12 protein-coding genes are annotated in these 17453 nt (G+C 53.3%); 2 read left to right on the top strand and 10 right to left on the bottom strand.

All coding sequences use genetic code 11. The features are described 5' to 3' along the window. The first annotated feature begins 116 nt into the window (after positions 1 to 116). A complete protein-coding gene (locus OGX90_RS05230) occupies positions 117 to 671 on the top strand; it encodes a YgjV family protein (protein WP_008785870.1) in 555 nt (184 codons plus the stop codon). Positions 672 to 687: 16 nt separating this feature from the next. Here the strand turns inward: OGX90_RS05230 and sstT are convergent, their stop codons facing one another. From sstT to OGX90_RS05250, 4 genes are all read right to left on the bottom strand, one after another. Continuing rightward, positions 688 to 1932, bottom strand: a complete 1245-nt coding sequence (sstT, locus tag OGX90_RS05235; RefSeq protein WP_048215489.1) for a serine/threonine transporter SstT — start codon at positions 1930 to 1932, stop codon at positions 688 to 690. A 242-nt stretch (positions 1933 to 2174) separates the two neighbouring features. Beyond that, positions 2175 to 3143 (bottom strand): TerC family protein, encoded by a 969-nt coding sequence (locus tag OGX90_RS05240; protein WP_048216385.1) that lies wholly within the window; start codon positions 3141 to 3143, stop codon positions 2175 to 2177. Positions 3144 to 3414: 271 nt separating this feature from the next. Further along, complete coding sequence (locus tag OGX90_RS05245) at positions 3415 to 4413, bottom strand: Gfo/Idh/MocA family protein (protein ID WP_048225663.1); 999 nt, start codon at positions 4411 to 4413, stop codon at positions 3415 to 3417. A gap of 72 nt (positions 4414 to 4485) precedes the next feature. After that, entirely contained in the window at positions 4486 to 4986 is a 501-nt protein-coding gene (locus tag OGX90_RS05250) for a M48 metallopeptidase family protein (RefSeq protein WP_016154609.1), read from the bottom strand. An 82-nt stretch (positions 4987 to 5068) separates the two neighbouring features. On the opposite strand from OGX90_RS05250, the gene rlmG reads away from it, so the two are divergent. After that, the gene (gene rlmG / locus OGX90_RS05255; RefSeq protein ID WP_008785866.1) at positions 5069 to 6205 is read left to right on the top strand and encodes a 23S rRNA (guanine(1835)-N(2))-methyltransferase RlmG; all 1137 of its coding nucleotides are present in this window, start codon (positions 5069 to 5071) and stop codon (positions 6203 to 6205) included. A 160-nt stretch (positions 6206 to 6365) separates the two neighbouring features. Here rlmG and OGX90_RS05260 read toward each other — a convergent pair whose 3' ends face one another. The 6 genes from OGX90_RS05260 to ebgA all read right to left on the bottom strand — a co-directional run bounded on the left by OGX90_RS05260 (position 6366) and on the right by ebgA (position 17288). Next, entirely contained in the window at positions 6366 to 8384 is a 2019-nt protein-coding gene (locus tag OGX90_RS05260) for an NADPH-dependent 2,4-dienoyl-CoA reductase (protein WP_286623288.1), read from the bottom strand. A gap of 229 nt (positions 8385 to 8613) precedes the next feature. Further along, on the bottom strand, positions 8614 to 10965 hold the full coding sequence (gene ygjK, locus OGX90_RS05265) for an alpha-glucosidase (RefSeq protein ID WP_286623290.1): 2352 nt from the start codon (positions 10963 to 10965) through the stop codon (positions 8614 to 8616). Between the two features lie 16 nt (positions 10966 to 10981). Next, positions 10982 to 12043 carry a protein YgjJ gene (ygjJ, locus tag OGX90_RS05270; protein ID WP_032945071.1) on the bottom strand — a complete coding sequence of 354 codons (1062 nt, stop codon included), beginning with the start codon at positions 12041 to 12043 and terminating at the stop codon, positions 10982 to 10984. Between the two features lie 207 nt (positions 12044 to 12250). Next, on the bottom strand, positions 12251 to 13684 hold the full coding sequence (locus tag OGX90_RS05275) for an amino acid permease (protein ID WP_057067542.1): 1434 nt from the start codon (positions 13682 to 13684) through the stop codon (positions 12251 to 12253). 65 nt (positions 13685 to 13749) lie between these two features. Next, on the bottom strand, positions 13750 to 14199 hold the full coding sequence (locus OGX90_RS05280; RefSeq protein WP_153686680.1) for a beta-galactosidase subunit beta: 450 nt from the start codon (positions 14197 to 14199) through the stop codon (positions 13750 to 13752). Further along, positions 14196 to 17288, bottom strand: coding sequence for a beta-galactosidase subunit alpha (gene ebgA / locus OGX90_RS05285; RefSeq protein ID WP_234692403.1), 3093 nt, complete (start codon positions 17286 to 17288; stop codon positions 14196 to 14198). Before ebgA ends, OGX90_RS05280 begins: the two co-directional genes overlap by 4 nt. Between the last annotated feature and the right edge of the window lie 165 nt (positions 17289 to 17453).

The raw sequence follows: 17453 nt of genomic DNA on the forward strand, positions 1-17453 counted from the left end.
TGCAGGTCTGCGCAAACCGTAGGCCTGATAAGCGCAGCGCCATCAGGCACAAACCGTTGCCGGATGGCGGCGAACTCGCCTAATCCGGCCTACGAGATAGAATTGGGGTTGCTTGCATGACCGCGTATTGGCTGGCCCAGGGCGTAGGTGTCATCGCCTTTCTGATCGGTATTACCACCTTTTTCAATCGCGATGAGCGCCGGTTCCGGCTGCAACTCGCCGTCTATAGCGCCACCATCGGCGTGCATTTTTTCCTGATGGGGGCCTGGCCTGCGGGAATGAGCGCAGAACTCAACACCATCCGCACACTTGTCTCAATGCATACCCGCAAACTGTGGGTAATGACCGTTTTTATTGTCCTCACCCTGGTTCTCGGGCTGGCGAAATTACAGCATGCGATGGAGCTGTTGCCGATAATTGGCACGCTGGCCAGCACCTGGGCGCTGTTCCGCTGCAAAGGGTTAACCGTGCGCTGCGTCATGTGGTGCGCAACTGCCTGTTGGGTTATCCATAATTTCTGGCTGGGATCGATTGGTGGGACGATGATCGAAGGGAGTTTTCTGGTGATGAACGGCCTGAATATTATTCGCTTCCGGCGAATGCAAAAACGCGGAATTGATCCGTTCAAAATTGAAAAAAGCGTACAAGAAGAGAACCCCTCCGCCCGATGACGGAGGGGCGTAGGGATTAGCCGCGCAGGGCGTTATTTGCCAGACGCTCGTCTTCTGCCTGGCAGGCTGCAGCGGTAAACAGGACGTCTGTAGAAGAGTTCAGCGCTGTTTCACATGAGTCCTGCAATACGCCGATGATAAAGCCAACGGCAACAACCTGCATGGCGATGTCATTCGGGATACCGAACATGTTGCACGCCAGCGGGATCAGCAGCAGAGAACCGCCCGCCACGCCCGATGCACCACAGGCACACAGTGAAGCCACCACGCTCAGTAACAGCGCAGTCGGTAAATCAACCGGAACACCCAGCGTATTCACCGCCGCCAGCGTCAGTACGGTAATGGTGATCGCCGCGCCCGCCATATTGATGGTGGCGCCCAGCGGAATAGACACCGAATAGGTATCACGATCCAGATTCAGTTTCTCACACAGTGCCATGTTCACCGGAATATTTGCCGCCGAACTGCGGGTAAAGAAGGCATACACGCCGCTTTCACGCAGACAGGCCAGCACCAGAGGGTACGGGTTACGGCGAATTTTCCAGAAGACCAGCAGTGGGTTAACCACAAATGCCACCAGCAGCATACAGCCTACCAGTACGGTCAGCAGTTGGGCGTAGCCCCAAAGCGTGGCGAAACCGGTGGTTGCCAGCGTGGAGGAGACCAGACCAAAGATACCGATTGGCGCGAAACGAATCACCAGCTTCACCATAAAGGTGACGGCGTTGGACATATCATTGACCAGATTTTTGGTCGTTTCATTGCCGTGGCGCAGTGCAAAGCCCAGGCCGACAGCCCATACCAGAATACCAATATAGTTGGCGTTCAGCAGAGCATCAATTGGGTTAGAAACCATGCTCATCAGCAGGCTACGCATCACTTCCACAATCCCGGATGGCGGTACGATATCCCCCGCGCTGCTGGAAAGATGCAGTGTTGATGGGAAAGCAAAGCTGAAGACAACGGCGGTTAATGCCGCTGAAAATGTTCCGAGCAGGTAGAGGAACAGAATGGGGCGGATATTGGTTTTTTGCCCGTGCTGGTGGTTGGCGATAGAAGCCATCACCAGCATCAGAACCAGAATTGGCGCGACGGCTTTTAATGCGCCGACGAACAGCGTACCCAGCAAACCAACGGCTTCAGCCGCAGGTTTTGACACCAGTGCCAGTAAAATCCCCAGTACCAAACCGATCAAAATTTGTTTAACCAGGCTCCCTTGCGCCAAACGCGAGAGTAGCCCCGATGAACGTTGCGTAGTCATGTAGTGATCCTTTCATTGTGTTGTTGCCTTACCTTTGTGCGTTCTGTTGACGCATCTTTCAGGATCGGGCAAATGTTTGCATGGCTGAGTATAAGGAAAGAACAGGGTTCTGGAAGCGAAATATCCTGGATTCCGCGTTGAGATCATATTTTATAACTTTGACTTAACATTATTTTGACATGATAAACAAAAAGCCCGACGCACGCAGTGTGCTGTCGGGCTTTTCAGCTAGCAGATGAAACTTACTGTATTTGCTGCTTTTTATCGTGCTGGTGGTTGACCCAAGCGTTAACAACCAGCGTCACAAACAGAATGCCAAATACCACGCCTAACGAGATAGCGATCGGGATATGGTAGAAATCGACGATCAGCATCTTAATACCGATAAACACCAAAATGACCGACAAGCCGTACTTCAGCATGGAGAAACGCTCCGCCACGCCCGCCAGCAGGAAGTACATCGCACGCAGACCCAAAATAGCAAACAGGTTCGAGGTCAGCACGATGAACGGGTCGGTGGTCACGGCAAAGATAGCCGGAATACTGTCGACGGCAAAAATCACATCGCTCAGCTCAACCAGAATCAACACCAGCATCAGCGGCGTAACAAACAGCAGGCCGTTTTTACGCACGAAGAATTTTTCATCTTCGATGGTATCGGTCATGCGCAAATGACCGCGTAGCCAGCGTACTAACGGTCTGTCGCCAATACCGGAGGCATCTTCTTTCGCCAGCGCCATCTTCACGCCGGTAAACAACAGGAACGCGCCGAACACGTATAACAGCCACTCAAACTGGGTGATAAGCCAGCTGCCCGCGAAGATCATGATCGTACGCAGCACAATCGCACCCAGCACGCCATACACCAGTACCCGACGCTGCAACGCAGGCGGCACGGAGAAGTAGCTGAAGAGCATCAACCAGACAAAGACGTTATCTACTGCCAGTGATTTTTCGATCAAATAGCCGGTAAGGAACGCCAGCGCCTGTGGGTCGGCAACGGCTCGCCCCTGGGTTTCCGCCAGGTACCACCAGAAGGCAGCGTTAAACAGTAACGACAGCGTTACCCAGACGATTGACCAGGCCGCAGCCTGCTTCATTGACATCGTATGCGCGCCACGACGCCCCTGCAACAGCAGGTCGATGGCCAGCATAATTACCACTACGACAGCGAAGCCACCCCATAACAACGGTGTGCCGACAGTATTCATTGTATTTCCCCATGCATAAAAAAAACGGCCAACGCCGAATGACGTTAGCCGCTGCTTTTTATGCATAGACCTTGCCATTCGGCAAGGTCTCACTTACAACAACAAAGGAATACGGTGGCGTATTCCTTTGTTATCGCCCGGTGACCGGATGTGGTTTTTCACACATCGTAATGACGATCAACCGACAACGAAGTTACTCCCCTTTGCGGGTTACAAAATATTACAGGCCATGCTTTCAGTCAATGGCCTGCAACATTCGTTTTACACACCTTTACGCAGTCAGCGATGTTTCCGCTTCGTCTGCCGGGAAAACCACGCCGGTCTGGCGGCGAATCTCCGTTTGCAGTTTGGCGGTGATACGGCTGACGGCCAGTGCCGGGTGATCCACTTCGCCGGATTCAACCAAATGGGCAAAAGCCTCTGCCTCATACAGCATAGTATTGATGTGTTGAGGCGTCGTCAGATCCTGCGTTTTCCCACCGCGTGGCACGAAGCACACCTTTTGGCATTCGGAGATATGCTCGATGACCAGCGATCCCGACTCGCCCTGAATTTCACTGGCTAATACCGAGTCGCTTACTTTTGAGTGCTGGAGCGTAACGCTGAAATCACCGTAATTCAGCACTACCACGCCGTGGGCATCCACGCCACTTTCCAGCAGGCTGGCGCTGGCCTGAACGCTCAGCGGTTCGCCCCACAGCGCAACCGCTGAGGCCAGGCAGTAAAAACCGATATCCATAATCGAGCCATTGGAGAATGCCGGATTAAACGTGTTCGGATTTTCACCGTCCAGATAGCGCTGGTAACGCGAGGAGTACTGGCAGTAATTGATAAACGCTTTCCTGATTTTTCCTACTCTGGGTAGTGATTGCTGTAACTGCAGGAAATTAGGCAGGTAGGCGGTTTTAAACGCTTCAAACAGCACGACCTGATTCTCACGCGCGCAGGCGATAGCTGCTTCGGCTTGCGCCAGATTGGAGGCCAGCGGCTTTTCGCAAATAACATGCTTTTTATGCCGCAAAAACAGCTCGGTCTGCGGGAAATGCAAAGAGTTCGGGCTGGCGATATAGACAGCGTCGATTGCCTCGCTTTGCGCCATCGCTTCCAGTGAGGTAAACAGATGTTCGACAGGGTAATCGTTGGCGAAGGTCTGTGCCTGCTCAAGGCTACGGGAATAGACTGCGGTTAATTTATACTTGCCGGTTTCATGGGCGGCATCGACAAACTGGCGGGTGATCCAGTTTGTGCCAATTACTGCGAAACGTATCATAAAGGCCTTCAGGCTGCGAAAAGGGATTCTTTCGTCAATTTAGCATGCCCTGAAGACAAAGCCAGTGCGCGACTACGCAGTTTGCTTTAACGATTGTTGCGTTAACCACAGGCGGGTATCGAACTCCAGTTGGTGATACTGAGGCTCCATATGACAGCACAGCTGGTAAAACGCTTTGTCGTGCTCTTTTTCTTTCAGATGCGCCAGTTCATGAACGACGATCATACGCAAAAAGGGTTCCGGGGCATTGCGAAACACGGTGGCGACGCGGATCTCCGCTTTGGCTTTGAGCTTACCGCCCTGCACGCGAGAGACGGCGGTATGCAGCCCCAACGCATTCTTCAGAACGTGGATCTTGCTGTCATACATGACTTTATTCAGCGGCGGGGCGTTACGCAGAAACTGATTTTTCAGATCCTGGGTATATTGCCAGAGCGCTTTGTCAGTCGCGAAGTCATGCGTACCCGGATAGCGCTTCTCCAGCACTGCGCCCAGGCGCTGCTCAGCAATCAGCGTTCTCACTTGAGAAAGCAAATGTTCCGGGTAGCCCTGGAGGTAAGTTAGTTGGTTCATTCATGTCCACGCAAATCATAAAAGTGTATACTCACGCACCCTTTTCAGGGATACGCCGAAATTTTACCATTCAGGAGGGCCGATGAGCCACATAGACAACGGTTTCCGTTCGCTGTCACTTAAACGTTTCCCGGAAACGGATGACGTTAACCCGCTGCTGGCGTGGGAAGCTGCAGATGAATATCTGCTGCAACAGCTGGACGATACCGAGATTAGCGGCCCGGTGCTGATCCTGAATGATACCTTCGGCGCGCTGGGCTGTGCGCTGGCGGAACATACGCCGTACAGCATCGGCGATTCCTATCTCAGCGAGCTTGCCACGCGCGAGAACCTGCGTCACAACGATATTGCCGAGTCGAGCGTCAAGTTCCTCGACAGTACCGCTGACTATCCGCAGGCGCCGGGCGTGGTGCTGATTAAGCTGCCAAAAACCATGGCGCTGCTGGAGCAGCAACTGCGTGCGCTGCGCGAAGTGGTAACGCCAGAAACGCGCATCATCGCCGGGGCAAAAGCGCGTGATGTACATACCTCGACGCTGGAACTGTTTGAAAAAGTGTTGGGTCCAACCACCACTACGCTGGCGTGGAAAAAAGCGCGTTTGATCAACTGTACGTTCAGCAAACCGGAGCTGGCCGCTGCCTCGCAAACGTTAAGCTGGAAGCTGGAAGGCACCGACTGGACTATCCATAACCACGCCAACGTCTTCTCCCGTACCGGGCTGGATATCGGCGCGCGCTTTTTTATCGAGCATCTGCCGGAAAACCTTGAAGGGGAGATTGTTGATCTCGGTTGCGGCAACGGCGTCATCGGTATGACGCTGCTGGCGAAAAACCCAGAAGCCAGTGTGGTATTTGTTGATGAATCGCCAATGGCGGTGGCTTCAAGCCGCCTGAACGTGGAAAGTAACATGCCTGAAGCGCTGGATCGCTGTGAGTTTATGATTAACAACGCGCTGTCTGGCGTTGAACCGTTCCGCTTTAACGCTGTGCTGTGCAACCCACCGTTCCACCAGAAGCACGCGCTGACGGATAACATTGCCTGGGAAATGTTCCACCACGCCCGCCGCTGCCTGAAAATCAACGGTGAGCTGTACATCGTAGCTAACCGTCACCTCGACTACTTCCACAAGCTGAAGAAGATATTCGGCAACTGCGTGACCATCGCCACCAATAATAAATTCGTGGTGCTGAAAGCGGTCAAAACCGGTCGCCGTCGGTAATAGCGGGTGCCGGATGCGGCTAACGCCTTATCCGGCCTACAACAAATATTCTGCCTGATTCTGTAGGCCTGAAAGCTGCGCGCCATCAGGCAAATAGATACATGCACATATTGCCGGATGGCGGCGTGACCGCCTTATCCGGCCTACGAAATACATCCTGTTAAATTTCCAGTGCCAGTCGGGTGCCTTGCGCAATAGCGCGTCGGGCATCCAGTTCCATCGCCACATCGCAGCCGCCGATCAGATGCACCGTTTTACCTGCCGCGTGCAGCGGATCGACCAGTTCACGGCGCGGCTCTTGTCCGGCGCAAATCACCACGTTATCCACGTTAAAGATCACCGGTTCACCGTTCAACACAACGTGTAACCCATCATCATCAATCTTCTGATAGCTGACTGCCGGGATCATTTTCACGCCGCGTGAGAGTAGGGTGGCGCGATGGATCCAGCCCGTCGTTTTACCTAAACCTTGCCCCGGTTTGCTGGCTTTTCGCTGTAACATCACTATCTGGCGAGGGTTGCGGGATAGGTGCGGACCTTCCGGGCGTAAGCCGCCAGGCTGTTGCAGGCTGGTGTCGATCCCCCATTCCACGCAGAACTCCGCAATGTTCTGGCTGGTGGGTTCACCGGGCTGACTCAGATACATTGCAGTATCAAAACCGATCCCGCCGCAGCCCACGATCGCCACGCGTTTACCCACTGGCGTCTTATCACGCAGAACGTCGAGATAGCTCAGCACTTTAGGATGATCGATCCCCTCGATCGGCGGCATGCGTGGCTCGATCCCACTGGCAAGGATCACTTCGTCGAAGGTGTGCAGATCGTGTGCGCTGACAAAGTGATTCAGCTTCAGCGTCACGCCAGTCACGTCGATCATCCGACGGTAGTAGCGCAGGGTTTCATAGAATTCTTCTTTGCCGGGGATCTGTTTGGCGATATTAAACTGCCCGCCAATCTCGCTATGTGCGTCAAACAGCGTCACGTGATGCCCGCGCGCTGCGGCATTAATGGCGAAGGCGAGGCCCGCAGGACCCGCACCGACAACCGCCAGATTTTTCGGCACAGCTGCCGCAACGATCGGCATTTTGGTCTCATGGCAGGCGCGCGGATTGACCAGGCAAGAGGTGACTTTGCCGACGAAGATCTGATCCAGACAGGCCTGGTTACAGCCGATACAGGTGTTGATCTCATCCGCTCGTCCGGTTTGCGCTTTTGACAGCAGTTCGGCATCGGCGAGGAACGGACGGGCCATCGACACCATATCGGCATCGCCACGGGCCAGAATGTCATCGGCGACCTGGGGATCGTTAATGCGGTTGGTGGTGACCAGTGGGATTGTTACATGCCCTTTCAGCTTACGCGTCACCCAACTAAACGCACCGCGCGGTACCGGGGTAGCGATAGTGGGAATACGTGCCTCATGCCAGCCAATACCGGTGTTAATAATGGTGGCCCCCGCGGCTTCTATAGCCTGCGCCAACTGAACGGTTTCGTCGAAGGTTCCGCCGTTTTCCACCAGATCGAGCATCGACAGGCGGAAGATAATAATAAAGTCATTCCCGGCACGCTGACGTACCGCTCGCACTACCTCAACGGCAAACCGCATGCGGTTGGCATATTCACCGCCCCATTGGTCATCGCGCTGGTTGGTACGCAGTGTCAGGAATTCGTTGATGAGATACCCTTCCGACCCCATCACTTCCACGCCATCGTAGCCCGCTTCCCGCGCCAGCTGTGCGCAGTGGGCAAAATCTTCAATCAACTGCAGCACTTCATCGTGCGTTAATTCATGTGGCGTAAAGCGGTTAATGGGTGCCTGAATAGCAGAAGGCGCCACCAGATGCGGCTGGTAGCTGTAACGCCCGGTGTGCAGGATTTGCAGGGCGATTTTGCCGCCTTCATCATGCACAGCATCAGTAATGACGCGATGGTGAGCAAGCTGGCTGGTGTCGTTCAGCATCGCACCGCCTTCCATCCCCACGCCGGAAAGCGCAGGCGCAATACCTCCGCTCACAATTAACGCTACGCCGTGACGGGCGCGCTCGGCGTAGAACGCGGCCAGCCGTTCTGCACCATCGGGATACTCTTCCAGCCCGGTATGCATTGAACCCATCAGCACGCGGTTTTTAAGCGTGGTGAAGCCTAAATCGAGCGGAGCGAACAGCGACGGATAGCTCATAAAGGTGTCCAGTATGTAAAATTATTGTTATGTGGTCGGATGAGTTAATAATTTAGCCGTCGCCGCGTAAAAGGGAAAAGGGGAATGCCGTGATTGTGATGGGATTCAAAAAAGGAGTGGAGCCAGAGGACGGATATGCCGGATATCGGTGCAAGCACCTAATCCGGCCTGTGAAAATGTATCTTTGTAGGCCGGATAAGCGAAGCGCCATCCGGCGTTATGTCACAGATTACTGTTTTTTAAGAAAATCGTTATACAGCATATAGAGATGCGCCGCGCTCCAGGAGAAGTTCGGTGCGCCCTGCTGTGCGCCGGTCAGCGGGTTATAGTTTTCCTGAATCGGACCGTCAGCGGTGAGGCCTTTGGCGTGGCTGAAGAAGGTATCCGCCAGTTTTAACGCGTCATCGCGATAGCCGTAACGCTCCATCCCTTTTAGCCCGAACCAGAACTGATCCACCCAGACGCGCCCGCGCCAGTATATATCCGCACCAAAAGCCGGGTTGGTCAGCGCCGCTGTGCCAAGCGGGACAAAGGTGTTGAACTCTTTGGGGTCGAGCATCACCTTAACCACTGCGTCCGCATGGGGCTGCGTTGCTGCGCCGTTAAACAGCGGCGACCAGCCTTCCGGCCCTTTGCCACGTTCGACGATCGGTTTACCCGCGCAGCCGTTTGCCAGCGGTTGGTCCTCAATACGAACGTCATAAAAGAATTTTGTTGCCGGGTCGAACATGCAGGTGTTGATGTAATCTGCGAGGTTTTGCGCCAGTTGGCGATAGCGCTGCGCCTCTTGGTGTTTGCCGAGCAGGGTCGCCATCTGCGCCAGATAATGGTTGTCGCTGTACATGTAGCTGGCCTGATCGACTGACTCCTGCAACAGCGAGTAACCCAGCAAATTACCGTCTTTACTGCGATTTTCGGCAAATTTCACCACCCAGTCGCTGCGTTTTCCACCACCCGCGACGTATTTATCCAGTTGATCTTTATCGATAAAACCGAATACAGCCGCATCGTCACGACCGGACTCCCACGAGGCGGCAACCTGCGCTGGGATCTCCAGGCTGTCATACTGACCCTTATCGATCACGGTGGCGTAGTTGTTAAGCCCGGAGAGCGTTTCTTCCTTGTCGCCTTTTTTCACCGTAAACAACATTTCGCCGCGGTCAGTATTGTGGGCTTTATCGCGGGTAGCACCGTATTCCGGCACGCCGTTGCCGTTGTGATCGCGGTTACGCAGCCACCAGTCGTGATACGCAACCAGCTTTGGATACATCTCTTCGAGCCAGGCCTTGTCTTTGGTAACGTTGTAGACCTCCATCACCGACCACGCCGCCAGGCTGGGTTTGGTGTTGCGCTCGTTCCAGTTACCGCCGTCGCCGCCGCGTTCCGGGCTGAGATTCCAGGCAATCAGGTCGGGAATGAATCCGGCATCCTGCGGGCGAACCGGATCACCGGGTTTAACCTGCCATGAAAAGACGGCGCGAATATTCTCTTTGGCGATCTCCGGGTTAAAGTGCGCCATAGCGAAGGCCTGCTTCCAGGTGTCCCACGGCCAGGTTTGGTTGCCGGAGAACCAGCGGCCGGTGACCGATGGCGTCACGGTATTGTGTTTTACCGCACCGCCTGGCGAGCGCCAGTTGCCGTTCAGCGTTTCAATAGCTTTTACCGCGACCCGGGTTTGTTCCGTTGTGGCATCCGGGTTGGTTAAGCCTTTTTGCAGATAATCTGCCCAGCGCTTTTGTGATGCAGCAAGATACCAGGCCGGGCGCGCCAGAATATCGCGGATCTGCGGCTGCTCTTTCGCCACATCCTCGGCGGTAAGCAGATGAGACCAGGTGGTGTAAATGGTTGTCGAACCACTGATATGGGCCTTCCCCGTAAAGCGATGACCGTTAACCGTGGTTTTCATAGCGACAGATTTATGCACCTGATACTCCGACTCACCGGAGGTGAGCAGATCCCAGGTTGAGCGCACTTTGCCGAAGGTGACTTTCAGACCGTCGTGCGTGGCGGTGATTTTGCGCTGATAGCCAGGGAATTCGCTATCAATGGTTTTATCCGACAGCGCTTTTCCCTCTTTGGCTTCCAGTTTCTCCAGCAGCTCGCCGTCCCACACCAGATCCAGCGGCGTGTTGCTGGTGATTTTGGTTTCCAGCAGCGAGGTGCGCGGGCTGGCAAAACGCAGTGTCATCTCTATTTGCACATGCTTAGATGACAGCTTTTGCACCAGCGCGCCGGGAATGCTGTAGGCCTCAAGCGCAAAATCGACCTTTTTACCGTGCTGGTACACCGTCAGACGGTCAAAATTATTGGCCATAAAATTGATGTATTCTTCGGTCAGCAACGCCACGCCTGGAAAGCCGCCCATCGTTGCAGGGCCGTCCGGGAGCAAATGACCGTGCCAGGCGCCAAGATCGAAAAATGGATTAAAGCGCTGGTGGTCGTCGTGATCGTAGTCATGCATGTAGCCCGGCGCACCGGTGCGATTAATGATGTTTTTAAAGTCGTTAGCACTGGTGGCATGTGCGGAGAAGTTCATCAGCAGGATACAGGCCAGCGGCGTAAGAATAGGTTTCATGTTCATGGTATTCCGGTCCTTGTTACCAATAGAAATATTGCATCAGGAAGATTTGGTCGCTCGGGTCGCCGGATGCATTCTGCATATAGAACCGACTGTCGAAGGCGGTAGCGAAACGGCCGCCGCCGTATTCATACCAGATACCGAACTGCATAAAGGAAGTGGTTTCGTCCTCGGCGCGATCCGGTCGGTGTTTGGCGTAGCTATAAGCAGTGGAGAGGTAAACGCCTTTTAGCGCTTCATACATCGCGCTGACCATGTAGCCGGTTTCGGTGCCGGACACATCCAGCCCGTCGGCGCGGCCCGTGTGGTGCCAGGCGCGGGCGGCGAAGTTGGGCGAAAGGATGCCGGTCAGGAACAGCTGTCCGGTACCATCTGTTATCTCCAGGCCGTTCATCCAGGTTACGCCTTCAGTCAGGTCGTACTGGATGTAGCCGTTCATCATGGCCGGATAGGTATATTTATCGTCGTAGCGATCGTATTTACCAAAGTGCAGCCAGGCTTTGCTCTCGTCGTGGTGTCCGGCGGGTGTTGCTGTCACGCTGTAGCGCAAAGGACCGGTCAGGTTTTGCACCTTAATGGCAGTCATGATGTCACGGGTGTTGGGAATAACGTAGCCCAGGTCTGGAGTGAAATCCCCCCACCATTGCAGGTCATCCAGCGAAGAGTCCTGGCGCAGGCTGAGCATCAGCTCCGTTCCGTCATTGGTACGATAACCGCCGTAAAAGCGGTTGATCCCGCCCTCGAATCCGCCCCAGCTATGGTCAGGAACCCAGGCATTGCCCTGATGGTCGGCCTGCACGGTCCAGCCCTCGCCGTAGATCAGACCAAACCAAGAGCCGTGTTTTATCTCCAGGCCACCTTCTATATAGGTACCATCACTGTATTTATGTTTGTCTTGTCCTTCTAAATCCATATATCCTCCCATGCCCAATTCGCCATAAAAGCGAAATGAGGGGGAAGATATTTCTGGCGTTTTCGTGTCGTCGTGTTCTGCAGGGCGAACTTCTTCTGCACCCAGAGAGGAGACGCAGAAAAAGGGCAGGGCAATAATTGCCCTGCAACAATGGCTAATGTTTTTCATGCTTCGATCCTAAGCAAATAAAATTTAATTTTTATTGTTATATACCCGTCATACTTCAAGCTGCATGTGCGTTAGCTACGTTCGTTCACCTCAGTCACATAGTTATCTATGCTCCTGGGAATTCACTCACTTGCCGCCTTCATGCAACTCGAATTATTTTGGTTATAGCCTTGGCGAGTATTATTTATTGTTATTATGTTTTAGTCATTAATTGATATCTGAAGCAGGGGCCGCCTCAACAGCTTTTTCTTCTTTGGTTAGCCCTTTGATATATTTACTGTATTTCCACCAGGCAAAACCGAGGAAAATAACAATCCCACCGACGTTATAGAAAATAATGGTTATGATATTGCCGCCGGTTGGGAAGGTAGAGGCAATAAATCCGATGGTGAAAAGAACGATCAGCATCGACACCACAACAATGCCGGTTTTTTGCGAACCCATACGGAAGTCGCGCGGTAAGTGGTCCAGTTTTGCACGCAGATTCAGGTAAGCCAGCATAATAAACAGCGGCGGCAGCATCGAGGCGGCGGCGGTCATGTTGATGATAGTGTTCATTAAATCCTGCACGGTATTGGAGCCGAGCGTCGGGATAATCATCAGCGGGATAACGATCAGGAACTGGATCCATGCTGCACGGGCCGGGACGCCGTTTTCATTCAGTTCGACGGTTTTTTTACCGAAAATACCCGCCGGAATTTCAGAGAAGAAGATCTTCACCGGCGTTGCGGTCCACATCAGCAGGGAGCCGAACATTGCGGTAAAGGAGACCAGGCCGACAAAGCGGTTCACGACCAGTTCCGGCAGGCCGAAATATGCCGCCAGGCCGTGGAATACCTGCACCGAACCACCGGTAAACTTCAGCTCTTTGCTGCTGACGAAGACGTTAATCAGCACCGAGGAGATGGAATAGAGCACGCCGATAAAAATTCCGGCAATGATAATGACCTTCACGAACGATTTGGAGCCGCCCTTGACGTCGTTGACGTACACCGCCACCGACTCCGCGCCGCCTGCCGCCATAAAGATCCAGGTGGTGATACCGAGGAATGCCCAGTTAAAATTCGGGATCATTGCGTCTACGGTGATAGGGTCAGCAGGCTGTACGCCACCAACCAGCGCCGTACCTGCCAGTAAAATATAGGACAGCGTCAGCAGCAGCATCAACGTGGAGGTGACCGAGGTAATCGGCCCTAACATTTTTGCACCATTGGTCGAAACCCAGGTGGAGAAGGCAAACAGCACCATACTTAACACGGTGGTTGCGAACGGCGTCAGAATGTATTCGTAGCCTAAAAAAGCATATGAGGCGTAGGCAATAACGCGGGGCAAAAGCGAGGTAAAAAAGAACAGGTTAACGAACCAGTAGGTGTAGGCAGTAATAAATGCCCAACGTCCACCCAGCGAACTTTTTACCCATGCGTAGACACCGGCTTCGGAGTTTTTATTCAGCGAAACAAATTCGGCGATGATTAAGCAAAACGGAATAAAGTAGAAAATCGTCGCGAGGAAAAACATCGGTGCGGATGCCAGACCAAGCTCAATATTATTGTTGATTACGTTATTAAAACTATAAACCGCGGCAAAGGTGAGTGAAAGTAAGCCGAACTTGCCGATGGTATTACGTTTGGTATCAGACATAGCACATCTCCGATTCCTGATTATTATAGGGTACTGGCGGCGCAACGTCGGCGCCGCCTGTGTTTTTATTTATTATGAAAATAACCATCTTCGATGGTGACTTTGAGTACGACTTTTTTCACTGCGTTATTACAAATAAAACGATAGGCTTCATGGTTGTCACAAATAACCATTTGTCCTTCGTGCACTTCGATGGTTTTTCCACAACCTTTCAGATATTCGCGATCGGTTTCATCGCGATAATATTCAACCACCTGGAGATCCTCTTTGGCGGCATACTCTATTTTTTGCTGCCCTTGCAGGTAGTAATGGATCTCAAAATAACGACGATGACCGGTAAACAGCGCATCGGTCGCGGAGTCTGTCTCCACGCGGTAGCTCAGGGAATCACCGATAGAGTGGGCGACGCCTGGCTGAATATTGTCAATATTTTCAATAGCCTCGACGCAGCGTTGCCATTTCCGACCTGAAGCATAGCGTTGCTGGAACTGCTCTAAGTTGTCGATGATCCTCATTTTGTATTCTCGCTGTGCATATTCGTGGAAAAGAACCCGGTGCCAAAGGCGCGGTTGGCGGTGGTTTGAGCGCCAGATTCGCTGCCGGAAACCGGCAACAACGTGAAGCCGTAGCTGAATGACGTAAACCAGACGCGCCAGGAATCGAGTACTTCACTTCCCCACGAGTTGGAACCTAAGCCCAGTAACTGGTGATCCAGATTCAGGGTGATGTCATCGCTACGCTGTAGCGCGTTGCAGTGTTGTGCGGCAAAGATATTTTCCGGCGTATAGCGCCAGGCGCTCAGGTTGACAGGGCGCTGCGGGACCACCAGCAGGCCGTTGCCGTGGCGGTTGGTTAGCGTTGCCCAACGCACGTCCTGACGATTGCCGTTGTTTTGCGGGAAAGGATAATTTTCGAACATCTCATCCACGCTGCTGCGCCAGATGTCGATGATGTTGGCCTGCTGGCTATCGGCATAGTTTTCACCGGGACCACGTCCGTAATACGCCACCTGGCCCAAATCACCGTTGATGCCCATCGTGAAACCGATGCACGGAATAATGTCCCGGTACTCGCCGTAAGGCTGGCCAGAAAGTTCCACATTCAGCTGACCGTCCGCGGCAATGCGCCAGCGATAGGTGCAGCGTATACCGAAATCGAATACCGGCGGGGCGATAATGGTCTGGCTGGTTATCAGCAGCGCATCATCGGTTTGCTCAAGGGTAAATTCGCGCAGATGCTCCTGCATAATCTGTAAATGATTCGGCTGCCAGAGGCCTTCGAACTCTTGCTTGTGGTTATCAATGGTCGGTTTGAAGAAATTAATCTTCGGCTCGCGGGTAATCAGCTCTTCGCCATTGACGTTCCAGGCGATCGGTTTACCGGTCAGCTTTGAGAAGGTCAGATGGAAGTTATAACCGCGAACGGTGCAGCTCTGGCGGCTGTCTTCCAGCGTCAGAGGGTTGGCGTTTTGCAGGCTAAACGGTACGGCAGCCGCCGTTCTGGCCTTCAGCGGGAACTGATAAGTCGCGATGTGATGCCCGGCTTCACTGTATGACGTGCGGGAATCTTTCGTCACGGTGACGTTAAGGAACGCTTCGCGCGCATCCAGCTCCGGCAGTTCGCATTGCAGCAGCGCGTCGCTGTTGGGAGGAACGTCGCGCAGTTTTATCTGCTGAACAGAGAGCGTATCTCCTTCGGCGCGAACCTCAATATGCAAGGTGTAGTCGTCAAGCGTGGTGAACCAGAGTTTGTTTTCTACCCGTAGCTCGCCGCGGGCCAGATCCTGTGCGCGCACTTTCACCGGCGCAATTACCTGCTTGTACTCTTTCAGTCCCGGTCCTGGGGTTTGATCGGAATAAATCAGGCCATCAAGGCAGAAGTTGTAGTTGTTCGGATAGTCGCCGTAGTCGCCGCCATATTTGTACCAGACGTTGCCGTCGTCATCTTTAGCCTGAATCCCGTGATCGCACCACTCCCAGACATAGTGCCCCTGAATGCAATCATGCTGATAGAAGACGTTCTGATATTCCGTTAGCCCGCCGGGACCGTTGCCCATGGCGTGAGCATATTCACAGATGATGCGCGGTTTAGGATGCGGATATTCACCAAACTCATTCATCAGCGGCACGCGGGTGTACATGGTGGAGATGATATCCACCACTTCAGCGTCACGATCTTCTTCGTAATGGATCAGACGCGTGTCATCCAGCGCTTTCGCAGCGTGATACATGGCGCGGATGTTACAGCCGTATCCGGATTCGTTACCGAGCGACCAGATGATGATCGAAGGGTGATTTTTCTGCGCATGGACGTGGCGCACGATGCGCTCAACGTAGACATTTTCCCACAGTGGATCGTCGGTGATCCGACTGATATCGCCGATATTGGCGAAGCCGTGAGATTCAACGTCTGTTTCGGCCATCACGAACAGGCCGTAGATATCGCACAATTCATAGAAACGCGGATCGTTCGGGTAATGGGCGGTGCGTACGGAGTTGATGTTGTGCTGCTTCATTAACAGCAGATCTTTTTCAACGCGATCCATACCGACCGCGCGGCCCTTAAGATGATCGTTATCGTGGCGGTTAACGCCATGCAGCATCACGTAGCGGTTATTGATGTAAAACAGACCGTCGCGAACTTTAATATCGCGGAATCCAACGCGCTGTGGCACGACCTCAAGGATGTTGCCGCTGGCATCTTTCAGCGTCATCACCAGATGGTAGAGATACGGCGATTCCGCAGACCACTGCTGCGGCGCGCTAACCTTGAAATGAAAAGCGGTCTGCGTTTGTTTATCCACTTTCAGGGCGTTAATCACACCGCTATGCAGTGCCTTCTCACCGTCAAACAAGGTGTATTCCAGCGACGCTATCGCTGGCGTGGAGGCCAGGTTTTCCAGCGCAATGTCGCAGGAGAGGGTGGCGTCGCGATAGTCATCATCGAACTCGGTGCGAACGGTAAAATCCTGAATGTGGGTCGCCTGTTTGCCGACCAGATAGACGTCGCGGAAAATTCCCGCCGACCACCACATATCCTGGTCTTCAACGTAGGTGGAATCAGCCCATTGCATTACGCGAACGCACAGCAGGTTATCACCGGTCTTCACCACCGCGCTGATATCAAATTCGGCCGTCAGGCGACTGCCTTTGCTGAAGCCAACGTACTGACCATTCACGTAAACTTCGAAGTAGGTTTCTACGCCATCAAACTTAATCAGCGTCTGTTTGCCCTGCCAGCCTTCGCTGAGGGTGAAAATACGCTGATAGGCCCCGGTGGGGTTATTGGTCGGAACGTAGGGGACATCAATCGGGAAAGGAAAACCTTCGTCGGTATACTGCAGCTTGCCGTGTCCTTCCATCTGCCACATGCCGGGGACGGTGATGCTGCCCCAGTCACTCATAAACTGCGACGTAAAGGCTTCCGGCACCTGCAGCGGATGCTCAAAGAACTGAAAATTCCACTGACCGCTTAGCAGCTGAAAGAGACTGCTGGTTTCGCGGGCAAACGAGCGAGCCTGCGCAACGGAGTCGTAAGAGAAAAAATATGCGCGTGGCGCCAGTCGATTTTCGTGGGTGAGCTGAATGTTTTCCCAGCGATTCATAAGGCCTCCCGGTGGAGAAAAATCGGAACCATTCATTGTAATGGTGGGTAAGTGTAATTGATGGTGATTTTAGTAAAAGTTTTACTAAAATATAGCGGGTGAGGTGATTTACTTTAACTGGATCACGAAAATAATTCGGACGCGGAAAAGAATGCATGACAATGC

Source organism: Citrobacter sp. Cpo012 (assembly GCF_030333015.1).
Lineage (GTDB): Bacteria > Pseudomonadota > Gammaproteobacteria > Enterobacterales > Enterobacteriaceae > Citrobacter > Citrobacter portucalensis.